The 17926-nt window shown below is 68.7% G+C and carries 13 protein-coding genes and 2 tRNA genes; 13 read left to right on the forward strand and 2 right to left on the reverse strand.

The genetic code is table 11. The features are described 5' to 3' along the window. Positions 1 to 26 precede the first annotated feature (26 nt). From B7495_RS01280 to B7495_RS01305, 6 genes are all read left to right on the forward strand, one after another. Positions 27 to 1259: a maltose ABC transporter substrate-binding protein gene (locus tag B7495_RS01280; RefSeq protein WP_088454990.1), complete on the forward strand. Its 1233-nt coding sequence runs from the start codon at positions 27 to 29 to the stop codon at positions 1257 to 1259. Positions 1260 to 1359: 100 nt separating this feature from the next. Further along, positions 1360 to 2985 carry an ABC transporter permease subunit gene (locus B7495_RS01285; RefSeq protein WP_088454991.1) on the forward strand — a complete coding sequence of 542 codons (1626 nt, stop codon included), beginning with the start codon at positions 1360 to 1362 and terminating at the stop codon, positions 2983 to 2985. Position 2986: 1 nt separating this feature from the next. Beyond that, on the forward strand, positions 2987 to 3904 hold the full coding sequence (locus B7495_RS01290) for a sugar ABC transporter permease (protein WP_088454992.1): 918 nt from the start codon (positions 2987 to 2989) through the stop codon (positions 3902 to 3904). Positions 3905 to 3911: 7 nt separating this feature from the next. Beyond that, entirely contained in the window at positions 3912 to 5882 is a 1971-nt protein-coding gene (locus B7495_RS01295) for a glycoside hydrolase family 13 protein (protein ID WP_088454993.1), read from the forward strand. A 53-nt stretch (positions 5883 to 5935) separates the two neighbouring features. Further along, positions 5936 to 6007: transfer RNA gene (locus B7495_RS01300), tRNA-Thr, on the forward strand. Positions 6008 to 6038: 31 nt separating this feature from the next. Then, positions 6039 to 6112: transfer RNA gene (locus B7495_RS01305), tRNA-Met, on the forward strand. Between the two features lie 153 nt (positions 6113 to 6265). Here B7495_RS01305 and B7495_RS01310 read toward each other — a convergent pair. Further along, positions 6266 to 7009, reverse strand: a complete 744-nt coding sequence (locus B7495_RS01310) for a hypothetical protein (RefSeq protein WP_133159695.1) — start codon at positions 7007 to 7009, stop codon at positions 6266 to 6268. 273 nt (positions 7010 to 7282) lie between these two features. Next, complete coding sequence (locus B7495_RS01315) at positions 7283 to 8284, reverse strand: LacI family DNA-binding transcriptional regulator (protein WP_088454995.1); 1002 nt, start codon at positions 8282 to 8284, stop codon at positions 7283 to 7285. 249 nt (positions 8285 to 8533) lie between these two features. On the opposite strand from B7495_RS01315, the gene B7495_RS01320 reads away from it, so the two are divergent. The 7 genes from B7495_RS01320 (at position 8534) to B7495_RS01350 (ending at position 17858) form a co-directional block, all read left to right on the forward strand. Next, positions 8534 to 9793 carry an extracellular solute-binding protein gene (locus tag B7495_RS01320; RefSeq protein WP_165791151.1) on the forward strand — a complete coding sequence of 420 codons (1260 nt, stop codon included), beginning with the start codon at positions 8534 to 8536 and terminating at the stop codon, positions 9791 to 9793. 9 nt (positions 9794 to 9802) lie between these two features. Next, the gene (locus B7495_RS01325) at positions 9803 to 10816 is read left to right on the forward strand and encodes a carbohydrate ABC transporter permease (protein WP_088454997.1); all 1014 of its coding nucleotides are present in this window, start codon (positions 9803 to 9805) and stop codon (positions 10814 to 10816) included. Next, complete coding sequence (locus tag B7495_RS01330; RefSeq protein ID WP_088454998.1) at positions 10813 to 11697, forward strand: carbohydrate ABC transporter permease; 885 nt, start codon at positions 10813 to 10815, stop codon at positions 11695 to 11697. Before B7495_RS01325 ends, B7495_RS01330 begins: the two co-directional genes overlap by 4 nt. Before the next feature lie 119 nt (positions 11698 to 11816). Next, positions 11817 to 14096: a beta-glucosidase gene (locus tag B7495_RS01335; protein ID WP_088454999.1), complete on the forward strand. Its 2280-nt coding sequence runs from the start codon at positions 11817 to 11819 to the stop codon at positions 14094 to 14096. Positions 14097 to 14602: 506 nt separating this feature from the next. Beyond that, complete coding sequence (locus B7495_RS01340; RefSeq protein WP_088455000.1) at positions 14603 to 15736, forward strand: acyl-CoA dehydrogenase; 1134 nt, start codon at positions 14603 to 14605, stop codon at positions 15734 to 15736. Next, entirely contained in the window at positions 15730 to 17160 is a 1431-nt protein-coding gene (locus B7495_RS01345; RefSeq protein ID WP_088455001.1) for a bifunctional PIG-L family deacetylase/class I SAM-dependent methyltransferase, read from the forward strand. Before B7495_RS01340 ends, B7495_RS01345 begins: the two co-directional genes overlap by 7 nt. Further along, on the forward strand, positions 17157 to 17858 hold the full coding sequence (locus B7495_RS01350) for a glycosyltransferase family 2 protein (protein ID WP_240632337.1): 702 nt from the start codon (positions 17157 to 17159) through the stop codon (positions 17856 to 17858). Before B7495_RS01345 ends, B7495_RS01350 begins: the two co-directional genes overlap by 4 nt. Positions 17859 to 17926: the final 68 nt, after the last annotated feature.

Genomic DNA, 17926 nt, shown 5'->3' on the forward strand with positions numbered 1-17926 from the left:
CAATGTTGATTATGAAAGGCACACCAATGATGGTGAAGAAGAATGGCCTGCTGGCCGCCGGCGCAATTGCCGTCGCAGCGTCCCTGGCCCTGGCCGGCTGCTCGGCCGGTTCGAACTCGGGCGACACCTCGTCGGAGGCCGACTCCAGCGCCCTGACAGTGTGGGTGGACGCCGACCGCGCCGCCGTGCTGAAGGACGCCGCCGCGGCCTTCACCAAGGAGTCCGGCGTCGAGGTCAAGCTGGTGCAGAAGGACTTCGCGAAGATCCAGGAAGAGTTCATCGCCCAGGTCCCCACCGGCAAGGGGCCGGACATCACCGTCGCCGCGCACGACTGGCTCGGTAACTTCGTCAGCAACGGCGTTGTGCAGCCCGTCGAGCTCGGCGACACCGCGGCCGACTACCAGCAGGTCGCCGTCACCGCCATGAGCTACGAGGGCACGACCTACGGCGTTCCGTACTCCATCGAGAACATCGCCCTGCTGCGCAACACCGCGCTGGCCCCCACCGCCCCGGCCACCTTCGACGAGATGACCGCCGCCGGCGTCGCCGCGGGAACCGAATTCCCCTACCTGGTACAGATCGGCCCCGAGGCCGACCCGTACCACCTGTACCCGTTCCAGACCTCCTTCGGGGCCCCGGTGTTCGGCACCAATGCCGACGGCAGCTACAACCCCGATGACCTCACCGTCGGCAACGCCGGCGGAGAGGCCTTCGCCACCTGGCTCGCCGCCGAGGGTGCGGCAGGCCGCATGAGCGTGAACCTCACGGGCGACATCGCCAAGGAGAAGTTCTACGCCGGTGCCTCGCCGTTCCTTCTGACCGGACCGTGGAACGTGCCGGACGCCCAGGCTGCCGGCATCGACGTGTCCGTTGACGCCGTGCCGTCGGCCGGTGGCCAGGCTGCCCAGCCCTTCGTGGGCGTGGCGGGCTTCATGGTGAGCGCCAAGACCAAGAACGCCATCGCGGCGAACGAGTTCCTGGTGAACTACATCGGCAGCGAAGACGTGCAGACCGCACTCTACGAGGTCGGTGGACGTCCGCCGGCACTGACCGCCGCGTTCGAGGCCGCCAGTTCCGACCCCATCACCGCCGGATTCGGCGCCGTCGGCGCCACCGCCGTGCCGATGCCCAACATCCCACAGATGGGCAAGGTCTGGCAGTTCTGGGGCGTCACCGAGGCTGCGATCATCAGCAACCAGGGTGACCCGGTGCAGCTGTGGCAGAAGATGACCGCGGACATCGCCTCCGCCATCGAATAACCAGCACCACCGAGTGCGCCCGGCCCCACCGGGTCGGGCGCACCGCACCATCCGCACGCAGCACCCGCACGATCACCGCCTGGCGGCTAGAGAGCAGACAATGATGACTACCCCCGGAACCGAGCGCGATCGGGCCCAGATCGTCGCCGCCAAGAAATCCCGGCAGGCGGGCCGCATCGCCGAAGCCGCATCCGCGGGCATCAAGGTGCTGCTGGTCAAGGTACTGCTGCTCGGCATCGTCGACGCGATCAGCGTCTACGCGCTCTTCGTGCTCTTCATCAAGCAGGACTGGCTGGTCTTCAGCCTCGTGCTGCTGGTCACCATCGTCGTCAACGGGATCTACTTCCGCGCCAAGGGCCTCCCGGCCAAATACCTCACGCCGGGTCTGATCTTCCTGATCATCTTCCAGATTTTCGTCATCGGCTACTCCGGCTACATCGCCTTCACCAACTACGGCACGGGCCACAACAGCACCAAAGAAGACGCGGTCAACTCGCTGATCCTCTCCTCGCAGGAACGCGTGCCGGACTCACCCAGCTACGCCGTCACCGTGCTCGAACAGGCCGGCGCCTACAGCTTCCTGGTCACCGACCCCGACGGCGAGATCAGCGTCGGCAACCCGGACGCGCCCCTTGAGCGCGTCTCGGATGCCGAGACGGATGCCTCCGGCCAGGCCATCGCCCTGCCCGGCTACACCACGCTGAACTTCTCCGACATCGTGAACAACCAGGAGGCCATCGCCGCTCTCGCGGTCCCCGTCTCCGACGACCCCAACGACGGCAGCCTGCGCACCCCGGACGGCTCCGCCGCCTACCTCTACCTCTCCGACCTCGTCTACGACGAGGCGGCCGGCACCATGACCGACGCCAGCACCGGTGTCGTCTACACCGAAGACCCCTCCCAGGGCTCGTTCATCGCCGAAGACGGCGCCGACCTGCAGCCCGGCTGGAAGGTGGAAGTGGGCCTGGCCAACTTCGCCAAGGCATTCGGCACCGACTCCATCCGCGGTCCGCTGATCAGCGTGACCCTGTGGACCTTCGCCTTCGCGTTCCTGTCGGTGGCCACCACCTTCGCCCTCGGCCTGTTCCTGGCGATCGTGTTCAACGATCTGCGGATGCGCGGCCGCAACGTCTACCGCGTCGTCATGATCCTGCCCTACGCCTTCCCCGCCTTCCTCTCGGCACTGGTCTGGGCGGGCATGCTCAACCCGCAGTTCGGCTTCATCAACCAGGTCCTGTTCGGCGGGGCGGAGATTCCCTGGCTCACCAACGAGTGGCTGGCGAAGTTCAGCATCATCTTCGTGAACCTCTGGCTGGGCTTCCCCTACATGTTCCTGGTCTGCACCGGAGCACTGCAATCCATCCCCGACGAACTGCAGGAAGCGGCCACCGTCGACGGCGCCAAGCCCTGGCAGGTGTTCAGGCTGATCAAGCTGCCGCTGCTGCTCGTCTCGGTCTCCCCGTTGTTGATCGCCTCGTTCGCATTCAACTTCAACAACTTCAACCTCATCTACATGCTCACCAACGGTGGGCCGCGAGACGTGACAGCGGGGGTGAACGTCGGAGCCACCGACATCCTCATCTCGATGGTCTACAAGGTTGCGTTCGTCGGCGCCAACCGGGACTACGGACTCGCGAGCGCCTTCTCGATCCTGATCTTCGTGCTCGTCGCCCTCGTGTCGATCATCAGCTTCAAACAGACCAAGGCGCTAGAGGAGTTGAACTGAGATGACCATCGCCCCGAACATCGCAGCCCCGGACAACCAGGAATACATCCCCGTCAAGCAGCCCTTCAACTTCGGCCGGTGGTTCCGCGCCACCGGCTGGCGCCACCTGGTCGGCGCTGTCATGGTGGTCTTCTCCGCCTTCCCGCTGCTCTACGTGCTCTCCGCGTCGCTGCACCCCGGCGGCACCCTGATCACCGCCAACGGCCTGTTCAGCGAGGTGGACCTGGGCAGTTACGTCACCCTGTTCAACCTGCCGCAGCAGCCGTACGCGGCCTGGTACGGCAACACCCTGCTGATCGGCGGCATCACCTCCGCCGGCACCGTGTTTCTCGGCGCGCTGGCCGCATACTCGTTCTCGCGGATGCGTTTCACCGGCCGCCGGGCGGGCCTGCTGATGCTGGTGCTCGTGCAGATGTTCCCGCAGCTGCTCGCCGTGGTGGCGATCTTCCTGCTGCTCAACGGCATCTCCGACATCTTCCCGGCCATCGGCCTGGACACCCAGATCGGCCTGATCATGGTGTACCTCGGCGGCGCGCTCGGCGTGAACACCTACCTGATGTACGGGTTCTTCAACACGATCCCGGCCTCCATCGACGAGGCCGCCAAGCTCGACGGCGCCGGCCACGCCCGGATCTTCTTCACCATCATCCTGCGCCTGGTCGCGCCCATCCTCGCCGTGGTCGGACTGCTGTCGTTCGTGGGCACCACCAACGAGTTCGTGATCGCCAGCATCGTGCTGATCACGCCCGAGAAGCAGACCCTCGCGGTGGGCCTCTACCAGTTCGTCTCGCAGGAGTTCTCGAGCAACTACTCGGTCTTCGCGGCCGGCGCGGTGCTCGCGGCCCTGCCCGTGATGGCGCTGTTCCTCTGGTTGCAGAAGTACATCGTCGGCGGCCTGACGGCCGGATCGGTCAAGTAACCGCCGGATGCTCCCGCACCAGCCGCTCCCGCACCAGCCGCTCCCGCACCGCCTGCTCCCGCACAGCCCCAAGCCGCTCCTCGCCCTTCCGCACCATGATGGCTCGCCGCTCTACGTCTCAACCCAGGCGCCGGCCCTCGGCGACACCGTCACCGTGCGGCTGCGCATCCCGACCGCCTTCGGCGACGTGACGACGGTGCGCATCCGGGCCAACCCCGACCGGGAACCGCGCTTCGAGGACGCCCGGCGGCTCGGGGGCGCCGGCGCGCCGGACCACGGCTACGCCTGGTGGGCCGCGGACCTGGTGGTGGAGAACCCGGTGCACGGCTACAGGTTTCTGCTCGGCATGGCCGACGGCGGCCACTGGTGGCTGAACGCCAGCGGTCTGCACGACATCGAAACCCTCGACTCCGAGGACTTCAAGCTCGTCGCCCACCCGGCCCCGCCGGACTGGGCGGCGACCAGCATCATGTACCAGGTCTTCCCCGACCGGTTCGCGCGGTCCGCCGCCGCCGATGACCGCGAGGCGCCGGACTGGGCGATTCCGGCCGAGTGGAACGACGCCGTCGACCAGCTCCCGCCAGGCCGTTCGCACCAGTTCTACGGCGGCGACCTCGACGGCATCACCGAGCACCTCGACCACCTCGAGCGTCTCGGTGTGACCCTGCTCTACCTCACGCCGGTGTTCCCCGGCCGCTCCAACCACCGCTACGACGCGGCCAGCTTCACCGAGGTCGACCCGTTGCTCGGCGGCGACGCGGCCCTGATCCGGCTCGTCGAAGCCGCGCACGCCCGCGGGTTCCGGGTGATCGGCGACCTCACCGCCAACCACTCCGGCCACGGCCACGAGTGGTTCCAGGCCGCGCACCACACCCCGGCGGCTCCGGAGAGCGCCTTCTACTACTGGCTCGACCCCGAGCAGCGCGACTACCAGTCCTGGCTGGGAGTGCCCGAGCTGCCCAAGTTCAACTGGAACTCAAGGGAGCTTCGCCGCCGGTTCATCGACGGCCCAGACTCGGTGGTGGCCAAATGGCTCAAGCCGCCGTTCAACCTGGACGGTTGGCGTATCGACGTGGCGAACATGACCGGCCGTCTCGGCGACGAAGACCTCAACGCCGAGGTGCGGCAGACCATCCGCCGCACCATGATCGACGTGAACCCCGACACGATCCTGCTCGGCGAATTCACCAACGACGCCTCCGTCGACTTCCAGGGCGACGCCTGGCACGGTGCGATGACCTACGCCAACTTCACCCGGCCGCTGTGGTCGTGGCTGTGCCGGCCCGACCCGGTGCCCTCCTTCTTCGGGCTGCCGCTGGGCAGCATCCCGGCGCACACCGGCGAGCAGTTCCACCGGGCGCACACCCGCTTCGCCGCCGGGTTCCCGTGGCGCACCCGGCTGGCCACCATGAACGCCCTCGACACCCACGACACGGCCAGGTTCCGCACCCACGCCGACGCCGACGCAGTGCCGGTCGCCCTGGGCCTCTCGGTGACCCTGCCGGGCATCCCGGTGGTCTTCGCCGGCGATGAATTCGGCCTGACCGGCGTCGACGGCGAACACTCCCGCACCCCGATGCCGTGGCCCAGCGCGGCCGAGCCGCCCGTCGCCGCGACCATCGACCTGTACGCGTCACTGATCGGCCTGCGCCGTGCCCACGAGGCACTCAGCACCGGCGGACTGCGCTGGCTGCACGTGGGCGATGACGCGCTCGTTTACGTGCGGGAGACCGGGCACGAGTCGGTGTTGCTGCTGGCCACCCGGGCCGCCGCAGAGGTGACCCTGCCCGACTGGGTGCTGCCGGTCGGCGGCCGTGCCGGCGAGCTGCCGCCCGAGGCCGGAACGGCTGTCTGCACGGTCTCCGACACCGGGGTCCGGCTGGTCGCCACGGGCGCATCCTTCACGGCCTGGGTGCTGCCCGGCGTCATAATTGCCCCGGATGGCCCCGCTGTGTCACCGAGGGGTCTCGCGAGGTGATAATGTTTACCGGTTGCCAAAAGCACGGTTCAGCTTCAGATGTTTGAGGTTTTGCCCCCTTAGCTCATTGGTAGAGCACTTCCTTGGTAAGGAAGAGGTAGTGGGTCCGATTCCCACAGGGGGCTCAGGCTTGAGAGCTAGGCTCTGAAGGTCTAAGGCGGGGTAGCTCAGTTGGTTAGAGCACACGGCTCATAATCGTGGTGTCGCGGGTTCAATTCCCGCTCCCGCTACACATAAAGGCCCTTTGACCAGGAATTTGTCCGGTCACGGGGCCTTTCTTCTTTTCGCGCATTCTCGCAGCAGCAGCCAGGGATCCCGCCACAGAACCCGCGATCCGCAGGCGTCTCGTCCGGTACCGCGGCGAATCCCAGGTGGGCGCTGCCTTACGCGGCAGGTACTTTCAGCGGGACCTTGGAGACGGCGAGTGCGCTATCCATGACGACGCGCACGAGCACCTGGAGGTCGAGGCCAGAAGTCTTGGCCATCTCGAGCATCAGCTGGATAGCTATGCCGTACGACGTCGGCCAGAGCTGCGGGTCGGGAGCGTAGCGTCGCAGCGAGCCGCTGACGTTGGGCCACAGTGCGTCGGCGTACTCGAGAGGCGTGGAGGGGACTCCCGTCCCGGGAGCGAAACGCGGCACCCCGAAGGCCGGCCCACCCAACGACTGCGCGCTGTGCACGAAGTACTCGCGCGCCTCGGGGATCGGCTCTCCCACGCTTCGCAGGTACCCAACGATGAGCGCGAACACCGAGTACTGGCGCTCGGCGAGCTGCCGGTTTATCGCGTCGCCGGCAAGGTAGGTGCCGCCGTCCTTGGTGCTGATGGTGTTGAGGGTCAGCCTGTTGAGTGTCGGATCGGTGCCCGCCTGCCCCGAAAGGCCGGCGATCAGGCACGCGCGCCCGGCGAGGCCGCCGAGAATTGTCGCGACGACCTCGATCTGCACCCCGCGTTCGTCTTTGACCATGGTGAGGATGTTCTGATAGATCTCCTTGCCCGCGATCTGCGCACCGAGCAGCGGCTTCTCGGCGAGCTGCGATTGCACATGGCGCATGAGCGCCTGGGTGCCGGGGCTTTCGAGCGACTCTGCGGGCTGTTCCCGTGGGGGTGGCTTACGTCGTCCGAACATGCTCCTCACGCTACCGACGCGCGCGCGTCGGGTCAGGTCCCACTACGAGGGGCTCCGACGGCCCGGGCCGGTGGCAACGGCTCGACTCGAGGGGATGCCAGAGCCCCACGTCGGCCACCTCGGGTTTCACACTCGGCGCCCCTTCTGGACCGCCCCGAGCCACTCGGCACGGGGCGTCAGCGGTACGGAGGCAGGTCGGTCGGCGGCGGTTGTTACGTCCACGCGGCGGCCCTCCGAGGCCGCGCGTTGCAGGGACTCCATGACGTCGAGCACTCAGATCTGGGGCGGCGCCGTCGTCGCCCGGCGCACGAGCCCGGTCGGCAGCCGGATGTGGTTCTGCGGCAGTATCTCGCCGTTCAGCAGCGAGACGAGCATCCCTGCCGCGGTGGCGCCGAGTTTTTTCATCGGCTGACGGATGGTGGTCAACGCCGGGTTCATCTGGGAGGCCTCTGGAATGTCGTCGAAACCGATCACCGAGAGGTCGCGCGGCACGTCGAGTCCGAGCTCCGCGGCGACCTGGATGATCGCGATCGCCGAGAGATCGTTCGCGGCGAACACCGCCGTCGGGCGGTCCGTCATCGACAGCATCGACGCGGCGGGCGCCTTGGCCGTCTCCCGCTTGTACAACCCGACCCGAACCAGGGCGGGGTTGAACTGGATGCCCGCATCCGCGAGGGCCTGCCGGTATCCGGCCTCGCGGAGGGTGGCGCTGCGGAGGTCGGGTCGGCCGGCCAGGAAGCCGATCCGGCGATGGCCGAGCTCGATCAGGTAACGGGTGGCCTGCAGGGCACCGCCGAAGCTGTCCGACTCCACGGTGGGGAGGTCGGCCCGGCCGGTGTGCGGGTCGATCGCCACCACGGGGATTTCCGCTGAGGTGGTGTCGACGGTGGGCGTGACCATGATGGCCCCGTCGATCAGCGTCCCGCTGAGCCGGCTCAGGGAGCGCCGTTCCCAGCCGTTGGTCTCCCGTTGCCTGGAGCCGCTGTAGGCGAGCAGGTCGTAGCGGGAATCCGCCAGGGCCACGCCGACGCCCTTCAGGATCTCGGCGCTGAACGGCTCGAAGTCGGCGACAAGGATGCCGATGACGCTGGTGCGGCGGGAACGCATGCTGCTGGCCACGAGGCTGGACTCATAGCCCAGCTGCTGCACCACATCGAGCACCCTGGCGGTGGTCGCGGCCGAGATGCCGTACCGCCCGTTCACGGCCTTGGAGACCGTCGCTACCGAAACGCCGGCCGCTGCGGCGACATCGTGGATCGTGGCACGGGGAGTCATGGGTTCAGCATAGGGCGATTTGGAAAATGATTTCGAAAACGTTTGACACCCTATTTTTCCGCTGTGACACTGAGGCCATCCGGAACCTACAGGGCAGCCCTGTCGGAGTCCGAACCGAACAGCAGCCCGTCAGGGCGCGGCTTCACACCAAGACCATCGACCACCGATGGTGTCCCTCAATGAAGAGAAAAGGTTGAACCAATGAAGGTGAACCACACCACCACGGCGAAGAGGATCTTCGCGGGAACGATGGTCCTGGGCCTCAGCGCCCTGGGCCTCACTGCCTGCAGCGCCGATTCGAACGAAGGGTCTTCGGGCGGCGACGTCACGATGAGCCTCTGGCAGAACTCCACCACCGGCCCCGGCCAGGAATTCTGGGACAAGACCGTCGCCGACTTCGAGGCCGACAACCCCGGCGTCACCATCGACGTGCAGGCGATCCAGAATGAAGACCTGGACGGCAAGCTGCAGACCGCGCTGAACTCCGGCGACGCACCCGACATCTTCCTGCAGCGCGGTGGCGGCAAGATGGCCGCCATGGTCGCGGCCGGCCAGCTGATGGACATCACCGATGGCATCTCCGACCAGGTGCATGAGGAGATCCCCGATGGCTCGTTCATCGCGAACAGCCTCGAAGACAAGGTATACGCGATGCCGGTCGCCGTGCTCCCCGGCGGCATCTTCTACAGCCAGGACCTCTTCGATGCCGCGGGTATCACCGAAGCGCCGGCCACGATCACCGACCTCGAAACCGCGGTCGAAAAGCTCAAGACCACCGGGGTCGCCCCGATCGCACTCGGCGCCAAGGACGCCTGGCCCGCCGCGCACTGGTTCTACTTCTTCGCGCTGCGCGAATGCAGCCCCGATGTCCTGGCCGAGGCCGCAGACACCAAGGACTTCTCGGATGACTGCTGGATCAAGGCCGGTGAAGACCTCGAGAGCTTCGCCGCCACCGAGCCCTACAACCAAGGCTTCCTGACCACCGCCGCCCAGCAGGGCGCCGGCAGCTCCGCCGGCCTCCTGGCCAACCACCAGGCAGCGATGGAACTCATGGGCGCCTGGAACCCCGGCGTGATCGCATCGCTGACCCCGGATGAGAAGCCGCTGGCCGACCTTTCCTGGTTCGCGTTCCCCGAGGTTGACGGCGGCGAGGGCGAGCCCGGCTCGATCCTCGGTGGCGTGGACGGCTACTCCTGCTCGGTCGACGCTCCCGCTGAGTGCCTCGATTTCCTCAACTACATCGGCAGCGCCGATGTGCAGAAGGAGTACTACGCGGCATTCAATGCCCCGCCGGTGAACACCGTGGCGCAGGAAGCCGTCACCGAGCCCTACCTGCAGGAAATCATCGCGGCCTACAACGCGGCCCCGTACGTCTCGCAGTGGCTTGACACCGTCTATGGCCAGAACGTCGGAAACGCGCTGAACGTCGGCGTTGTCGACCTGCTGGCGGGCAAGGGCAGCCCGGAGCAGCTGATCCAGGCTGTGAACGACGCGGCCAAGAAGGCCTAGGCACCACTCATGTCAGTTCGCGAGAACACTCCGACGCGATTAGAGGTGGATCTCGCGAGCGGTGGGGCCACGGGCACCACGCCCGTGGCCCCGCCCGTGCGGCGCCGCCGCAGCAGTTCGGTCGGGGCCAGAGTCGAGATCGCGGTCCTCGTCGGTCCCGCTCTCATCGTCTTCCTCGGCTTCGTGATCTTCCCCGTCGTGATGGCGGCGTACTACGGCTTCTTCAGCTGGCAGGGCTACGGCCCGCCGACCGACTTCGTCGGGTTCCGCAACTACGTCACGATCCTCCAGGACCCCACGTTCCAGGAAGCCCTCACCCACAACGGCGTCATCGTCGTTCTCTCCCTCGTGCTCCAGGGGCCGGTCGCGATCCTCCTCGCGCTGCTTCTCAACCGCAAACTCCGCGGGCAGTCCCTCATCCGGGTGCTGATCTTCGTGCCGTATGTGATCTCCGAGGTTGTCGTCGGCACCGGCTGGAGCCTGATGCTGCAGTCCAACGGCGCGGTCAACGGCATGCTGGAGAAGCTCGGGTTGGGCGCTTTCACCCAGGATTGGCTGTCGAACCCTGACATCGCCATCTGGACCCTCATGGTGATCATCACTTGGAAGTACGTCGGCTTCGCCGTCATCCTCTTCCTCGCCGGTCTGCAGGGCATTCCGGAGGAACTGCCGGAGGCCGCGGCCATCGACGGTGCCTCGTTCTGGCAGATCCAACGGCACATCACCCTGCCGCTGCTCGCTCCCACCCTGCGTATTTGGGCGTTCCTGTCGATCATCGGCGCCCTGCAGCTCTTCGACCTCGTCTACATCATCTGGGGTCAGTACATCGCGTCAACCGCGGGCACGTCGACCATGGCGACCTACCTCGTCGCCAACGGCCGGAACGCCGGCAACTACGGATACGGAAACGCCGTCGCCGTCGTGCTCTTCCTGATCTCCCTCGTCGTCGCGCTGATCTATCAGCGCTTCGTGCTGAGTCGGGACACCGAAGGCGCAATCACCGAGAAGGGGACGAGCAAATGACCGCGCTCACGACGCCCGCTGTGGCGCTGCCGCCGGCCAACCCGCCGGCCCCGATCAAGACGAGCCGGCGCTGGGGCACTCCCGTCGCCTACGTCGTCGCGGTGTTGGTGATCGGCCTGATGCTCGCCCCGGTGCTTTTCATCATCATCGGCGGGTTCCGCACCAACGCCCAGATCACCACAGACCCGTCCGGCTGGCCGAGCGTCTGGAACATCGGCAACTACCTCGACGTATTGACCGGTGGCACGTTCTGGCGGCTGGTGGGCAACTCCCTGATCGCCGGGTTCGCTACCACTCTGGGCGTCGTGGTGCTCGGCCTGATGGCCAGCTACGTGCTGGCCCGGTACAAGTTCCGCGGCCGGGGCATCCTCTACGCCACCTTCGCGGCCGGTCTGATGTTTCCCATGACGGTGGCCATCACCCCGCTTTACCTGGTGGTGAAGAACCTGGGCCTGATGAACTCGCTCGGCGGCGTCATCCTGCCGCAGATCGCGTTCGCGTTGCCGACGACCATCATCATCCTGGTGCCGTTCCTCCGGGCCATCCCCGATGAGATCCAGGAGGCCGCGTTCATCGACGGCTGCAGCCGGCTCGGCTTCTTCTGGCGGATGATCGTGCCGCTGGCCATGCCCGGCGTCATCACCGTGGGAATCCTGGCGTTCATCGCCAGCTGGAACAGCTACCTGCTGCCCCTGTTCATCCTGAACAACGACGCCGTGTTCACCCTGCCGCTGGGTGTGCAATCGTTCGCGTCGCAGTACTCGGTGGATACCGCAAAGGTGTTGGCCTTCACCTCGCTGTCCATGATTCCGGCGCTGGTGTTCTTCGCCCTGTTCGAACGCCGCATCGTCGGCGGGCTGACCGGCGCGGTCAAGGGTTGATCGGCTGCCCGCGACACGTGCAGCCTGATTCGTCGACGTTGAAGAAGTAGAAAGAGATCGTTGTGACTAACCCAGAACTGCCCCAGGCATCCGACCGAGTGCGCGAACTGCACGCTCGGATGACCCTCGAAGAAAAGCTTGCCCAGCTCGTCGGCTACTGGGTCGACCAGGGCGGTGAGGTCGTCGCCCCCCTTGCCGGGGAAATGGCCACCTCGACGAAATACGACGAGGCGACGCAGCACGGGCTCGGCCACCTCACCCGGGTGTACGGCACCCGGCCGGTCGACCCCGTGGAGCGGGCCGAGTGGCTCTGGGCGGAGCAACGCCGCCTCACCGGAGAGACCCGGCTCGGCATCCCCGCCATCGTGCACGAGGAGTGCCTGACCGGACTCGCGGCGTGGAAAGCCGCGACGTTCCCCACCCCGCTCGCCTGGGGGGCCGCGTTCGATCCCGCCCTGGTGCAGGAGATGGGCCGCCTGATCGGCGGATCGATGAAGCAGCTCGGCATCCACCAGGGGCTCGCCCCGGTGCTCGACGTGATCCGCGACCCCCGCTGGGGCCGGGTCGACGAGTGCATCGCCGAAGATCCCTATGTGGTCGGGACCATCGGCACCGCCTACGTCACCGGTCTGCAGTCGGCCGGGGTGCACGCCACCCTCAAGCACTTCGTGGGCTACTCGGCCACGCAGGCCGGCCGGAACCACGCCCCGGTGCACGCCGGGTCGCGGGAGATCAACGACGTGTTCCTGCCCCCGTTCGAGATGGCCGTGCTCGACGGCGGGGTGCGGTCGGTGATGAACTCGTACGCCGAGATCGACGGCGCACCCGTGGGCGCCACCCCGGAGTACCTCACCGAGATCCTCCGCGACCGGTGGGGCTTCGACGGTGTCGTGGTGTCCGACTACTTCTCGGTGGCATTCCTGCAGCTGATGCACGCCGTCGCCGCCGACCGCGGCGAGGCCGCGGAACTCGCCCTGATCGCGGGGATCGATGTGGAGCTGCCCACCGGCGACGCTTTCCTCGCGCCACTGGCCGAGCGGGTGCGTGCCGGGCTGACGGATGAGGCGCTCATCGACCGGGCCGTGCTGCGGGTGCTCTCGCAGAAGGAAGACCTGGGCTTGCTCGATGAGACCTTCACCATGGCGCCCACCGAGATCGACCTGGACTCGCCAGAGCACCGGCGGGTGGCGCGGGTTCTGGCCGAGGAATCCCTGATCCTGCTCACCAACGACGGCGTCCTTCCGCTCCTGGGCACCGGCGATCGGGGCCCAGGCACCATCGCGGTGCTCGGCCCGAACGCCGACTCGACCGAGGCCCTGATGGGCTGCTACTCGTTCGTGAACCACGTGCTGGCGCACCACCCTGACGTGCCGGCGGACCTGACCATGCCCACGGTGCTGGAGGCGCTCCAGCAGGAGTTCCCCTCGGCGGAGGTCGTGTGGGCCCAGGGCTGCGAGGTAGAGGGGTCCGACGCATCCGCGATCGCCGCCGCCGTCGAGACGGCTTGCGCCGCCGACGTGGCCGTGGTCGTCGTGGGCGACCGGGCCGGCCTCTTCGGTCGTGGCACCGTGGGTGAGGGCAACGACGCGGAAAGCCTCGAGCTGCCCGGGGTTCAACGTGAACTCGTGGAGGCGCTGGTCGCGACGGGCACTCCCGTGGTGATGGTGCTGATGACGGGCCGGCCGTATGCCGTGGCGTGGGCCGTCGACGGCCCGCACGCGCCCGCGGCGGTGCTGCAGGCGTTCTTCCCCGGTGAAGAGGGTGGAGTCGCGATCGCGTCGGTGCTGTCCGGCGCGGTCTCGCCGACCGGGCACCTGCCCGTGTCGCTGCCCAGGTCTGCCGGCGCGCAGCCCTACTCCTACCTGCACCCGATCCTGGGTGGCCCGTCTGACGTGACCAGTGTGGACAGCACCCCGGTGCTTCCGTTCGGGCACGGGCTGAGCTACACCACCTTCGACCGCACCGGCCTGGTGGCCGACGCCGAGGTCGCGGCCGGCGGCACATTCTCGGCGAGTGTGCGCATCCGCAACACCGGCGAGCGGGCGGGCACCGATCTCGTGCAGCTATACGCGCGGGATGTGCACGCCAGCGTCACCCGGCCGGTCGCCCAGCTGCTGGGCTACCACCGCGTCACTCTCGAGCCCGGCGAGGAGGTCGTGGTGCGCTTCGCCGTTCCGACGGCCCGGCTGGCGTTCACCGGCCTCCGGCACGAGCGCATCGTCGAGCCCGGCCAGGTGGACCTGTGGGTGGGCGCCTCCTGCGCCGACAAGCAGACCCTCGCGCAGATCACCATCACCAGTGCCGTGCACCGTGTGACGGTGGCGGATGCTCGCCTGGTGCAGAGCCAGATCGAGCGGGTGACTGAGCTCACGCGGGGGACCGCGGCGGTGCCGGTCTAGCAGCGGGGTGGGGACGGCGCGCCCGGCACGGCGGCTTCGCGGCGTCGGCTGAGGTGTGCGGGTCAGACGCCGCTATGCGGGTGGCACGCCACCCGCATAGCGGCACGTGACCCGCCCGCCCGTGAGCGGCATCCTCCCGCGCCTCCGCACTCGCCGCCGCGCGCATCCACCCGCCGCGCTCGCCTCGGAGTTGCCGGGCGGGGCTCAACGGGGACGGAAGCCCCGATGGGCAGAGGAAGGGGCAGGCCACCCCGATGACGGCCCGCCCCATGCGGTGGTGTTTCGGGTGTGACCTCGGTCGGGCCCTATCAACGGTGCCTCAGGGTCACACTTCGGGGAACACCCCCGTATGGGGGGATGGTATCCCCGTTCTTCCGTCTTCGAAAGGTGTCGGGCACGGATTCCTGCCGTCGCATGGTGTGATGTTTGGCAGGATGATCTGACACGTATCGCCACGCGGCCCCGGATGCTCCGGGCTGCCGCCGTGCCGGATCAGGGGGAGAGCCATGACGACGCAGCCAGGCCCCGCGGCCGCACCCGCAGTGCTGACCGTCGGGGGAGTGAGCAGGAGCCGCGGCTCCCGGCCGCCGGAGGATCTCGAGCGGCTGGCCCACCTCGTCGAGGCCGCCTGGGCGGTGGACGGTAACGCGGAGCGGGCCATCCGGTTCGCCGTCGCGTCGGCCGGGACCCTGCCACACCCCGGCTCCGGCCGCACCGATGCCCTGTTCGACGCGCTCGCCACCGTGGCGGCGGCCGACCTCACGGCCGCCCGGGTGCTCGAGGCGCATACCGATGCCCTCACGATCATGCAGCAGGCGCCGGGCGGCACGGCCGAGGCGGTCGCCACCCTGCCGGGCGCGGGCGGCGCGGAGCCGAGCAGCTGGGGCGTCTTCGCGGCGGAGGGCCCCGGCCTGCGGGTCGGCGCCACCCGCAGCCCGGGAGGCTGGCAGCTGAGCGGCCGGAAGCCCTGGTGCTCGCTGGCCGGCTCGCTCAGCCACGCGCTCGTGACCGCGCACACCACGCCGGACGGTGAGCAGCCGGCCCGTCGGCGGCTCTTCGCCGTGGACCTGGCCGATGCCGGCGTCGCGGTGCAGGAGGACGCCTGGTTCGCGACCGGACTCAGCCAGGTGCCCAGCGGTCCGGTGGACTTCACCGGTGTCCCGGCGGTGCCCGTCGGTGACGACGGCTGGTACCTCACTCGGCCGGGTTTCAGTTGGGGCGGCATTCAGGTGGCCGCTTGCTGGTGGGGCGGCGCCGTTGGCGTGGCCCGGCAGCTGCGGCAGGCGGCAGAGCGGCGTGAACCCGACCAGATCCTGCTGTCCCAGCTGGGCGCCGTGGACCTGGCCCTGATGGGCGCGGGCGCGGCGCTGGCTGCCGCGGCCGCGGCGATCGATCGGGGTGAGGCAGAAGGCACGGCCGGCGGGCTGCTCGCCGCCCGGGTGCGCGGCCTCGTCGCGCGTACCGTGGACGAGGTGCTCGGCAGGGTCGGGCACGCGCTCGGCCCGGCCCCGCTCGCCCTGGATGCCCGGCACGCCCGCCGGGTGGCCGATCTCACTCTGTACGTTCGCCAGCACCACGCGGAGCGAGACGATGCGGCGTTAGGCCGCCGCCTGCTCGCGGAGGAGGCGGCCTCGTGGTGAGCTTCACGCACGACACGGGCGGTACCAGTGAACGGCGCTGGGACGAGGCCGACTGGTCGGACCGGAACCGGCCGCTCACGTTGGAGGGTTGTGCCCGGCTGATCGTGGTGGCCGCCCACCCCGATGACGAGTCCCTCGGTGCCGGTGGGCTGATCGCCGTCGCCGGGCAGCTCGGGCTGGCGATCACGGTGATCGCCGCCACGAACGGTGAGGCCTCGCATCCGCGTTCGCCCACCCTGACCCCCGCCGATCTCGCCGCGGTACGCCGGGTGGAGATGGTGAACGCGGTGCGGGCGCTCGCGCCGACGGCGACGGTGCGCCTGCTCGACCTGCCCGACGGTGACCTGTCCCAGCACCGCAACAGCCTGGAGGAGGCGGTGTCGCAGGTGGTTGCGGCGGACGAGGCGGCCCCCGGGCCGGCCGGCGGGACCTGGATCGTCGCCCCGTGGCGGTTGGACGGGCATCCGGACCACGCGGCAGCTGGCGAGGCGGCTGCCCTCGTCGCCGGCCGCACCGGCGCCAGGCTGTTGGAGTACCCGATCTGGGCGTGGCACTGGTCGTCGCCGGAGGACCCGGTCTGGCCCACGGGTGCGGACGGCACGGCACTGTGCCGCCTCGACCTCGACGCGGCGGCCCGGGAACGCAAGAACACCGCCATGGCGGCGCACACCAGCCAGGTGCAGCCTTTGTCGGACCGGCCCGGTGACGAGGCCATCGTGCAACCGGGTTTCGCCGCCCACTTCGAGCGGGACCATGAAGTCTTCGTCGGCGCCGCGGCCGACGTCCTCCCGGCAGCACCGGTCGCCGGGTCGCCCCTGGCCAGCCTCACGGCCGGCTTCTTCGACGAGTTCTACGCGGGGTCGGCGGATCCCTGGGGATTCGAAACCCGCTGGTATGAGGCCCGCAAACGCGCCGTGACCCTTGCGGCGTTGCCGCTGCCGCGCTACGGCGCCGCCCTCGAACTCGGTTGCTCGATCGGCGTGCTCAGCCGGGACCTCGCCGAGCGCTGCGACACCCTCCTGGCCACCGACATCAACGAACAGGCCCTCACCATGGCGCGCGAGCGGCTGGCCGGCCTGCCAGGCGTGACAGTGGAGCGGCGCGCCCTGCCGACCGAGTGGCCGGCCGGCACCTTCGACCTGGTGGTGCTGTCGGAGATCGGCTACTACTGCTCACCCGCTGACCTGGCCGTGCTGCTGGAACGGTGCCGGCGAAGTCTCACCCCGAACGGCGCTCTGGTGGCCTGCCACTGGCGGCACCCGGTGGGGGAATACCCGCTCGGCGGCGACGAGGTGCACGCGGCGCTCGCCGCCCTGCCCGGACTCGACCGCACCGTGCAGCACGTGGAGCGCGACTTCGTGTTGGAGGTCTACGAGCCGTCCCCGGCACCCTCCGTGGCGCAGCGAGAGGGGCTCACGGAGTGACGACTCGCATCGACAGACTCATCGTGGTGGTCCCGGCCCGCGATGAGGAGAGCCGGCTGCCGCGGTGCCTGGCCGCGCTCGCCGACGCCGTGCAGGCCGTCGAGGACGAGTTCGGCACGGACGCCCCGGCCATCTCGGTCGTCGTGGTCCTCGACCGCTGCACCGACGGGTCTGCCGAGGTCGTGGCGCAGTGGCCGCAGTTCAGGGCGTTGGAGTGCTCGGCGGGATCGGTCGGCTCGGCCCGCCGGGAGGGCGTGGCCCACCTGTTGACCGACGCGGCGGCGGCGCACACCTGGGTGGCCACGACGGATGCCGACTCCGCGGTTCCCCGGCGCTGGCTGACGGCACAGTTGGCCCTGGCCCAGGCCGGCACCGAACTGGTGCTCGGCACCGTGCTGCCCGACGACGAACTGCCGGTGCAGGAACGTGCCCGCTGGCACGGGTCGCACACCCTGGTCGACGGTCATCCGCACGTGCACGGCGCCAACCTGGGTGTGCGCGCCGACCGCTACCTGCAGGCCGATGGGTTCAGCGACGTCGACTCGGACGAGGACGTGCTGCTGGTGGAGGCGCTCCGCACCCTCGGCGCGCGGGAGTGCCGTACCGCGCTGATCCCGGTGCTCACCTCTGGTCGGCTGGGCGGCCGGGTGCCGGGCGGATTCGGCGGCTACCTCGCCGACCAGGTGATGACACGCTGACGAAAACTCAGAAATAGCTCGCGATCAGCGCCGTGAGGGGTCTAACATCTCGAACACGAGGAAACCCT

The sequence above is a fragment of the Cryobacterium sp. LW097 genome (genome assembly GCF_002205495.2).
Lineage (GTDB): Bacteria > Actinomycetota > Actinomycetes > Actinomycetales > Microbacteriaceae > Cryobacterium > Cryobacterium zongtaii.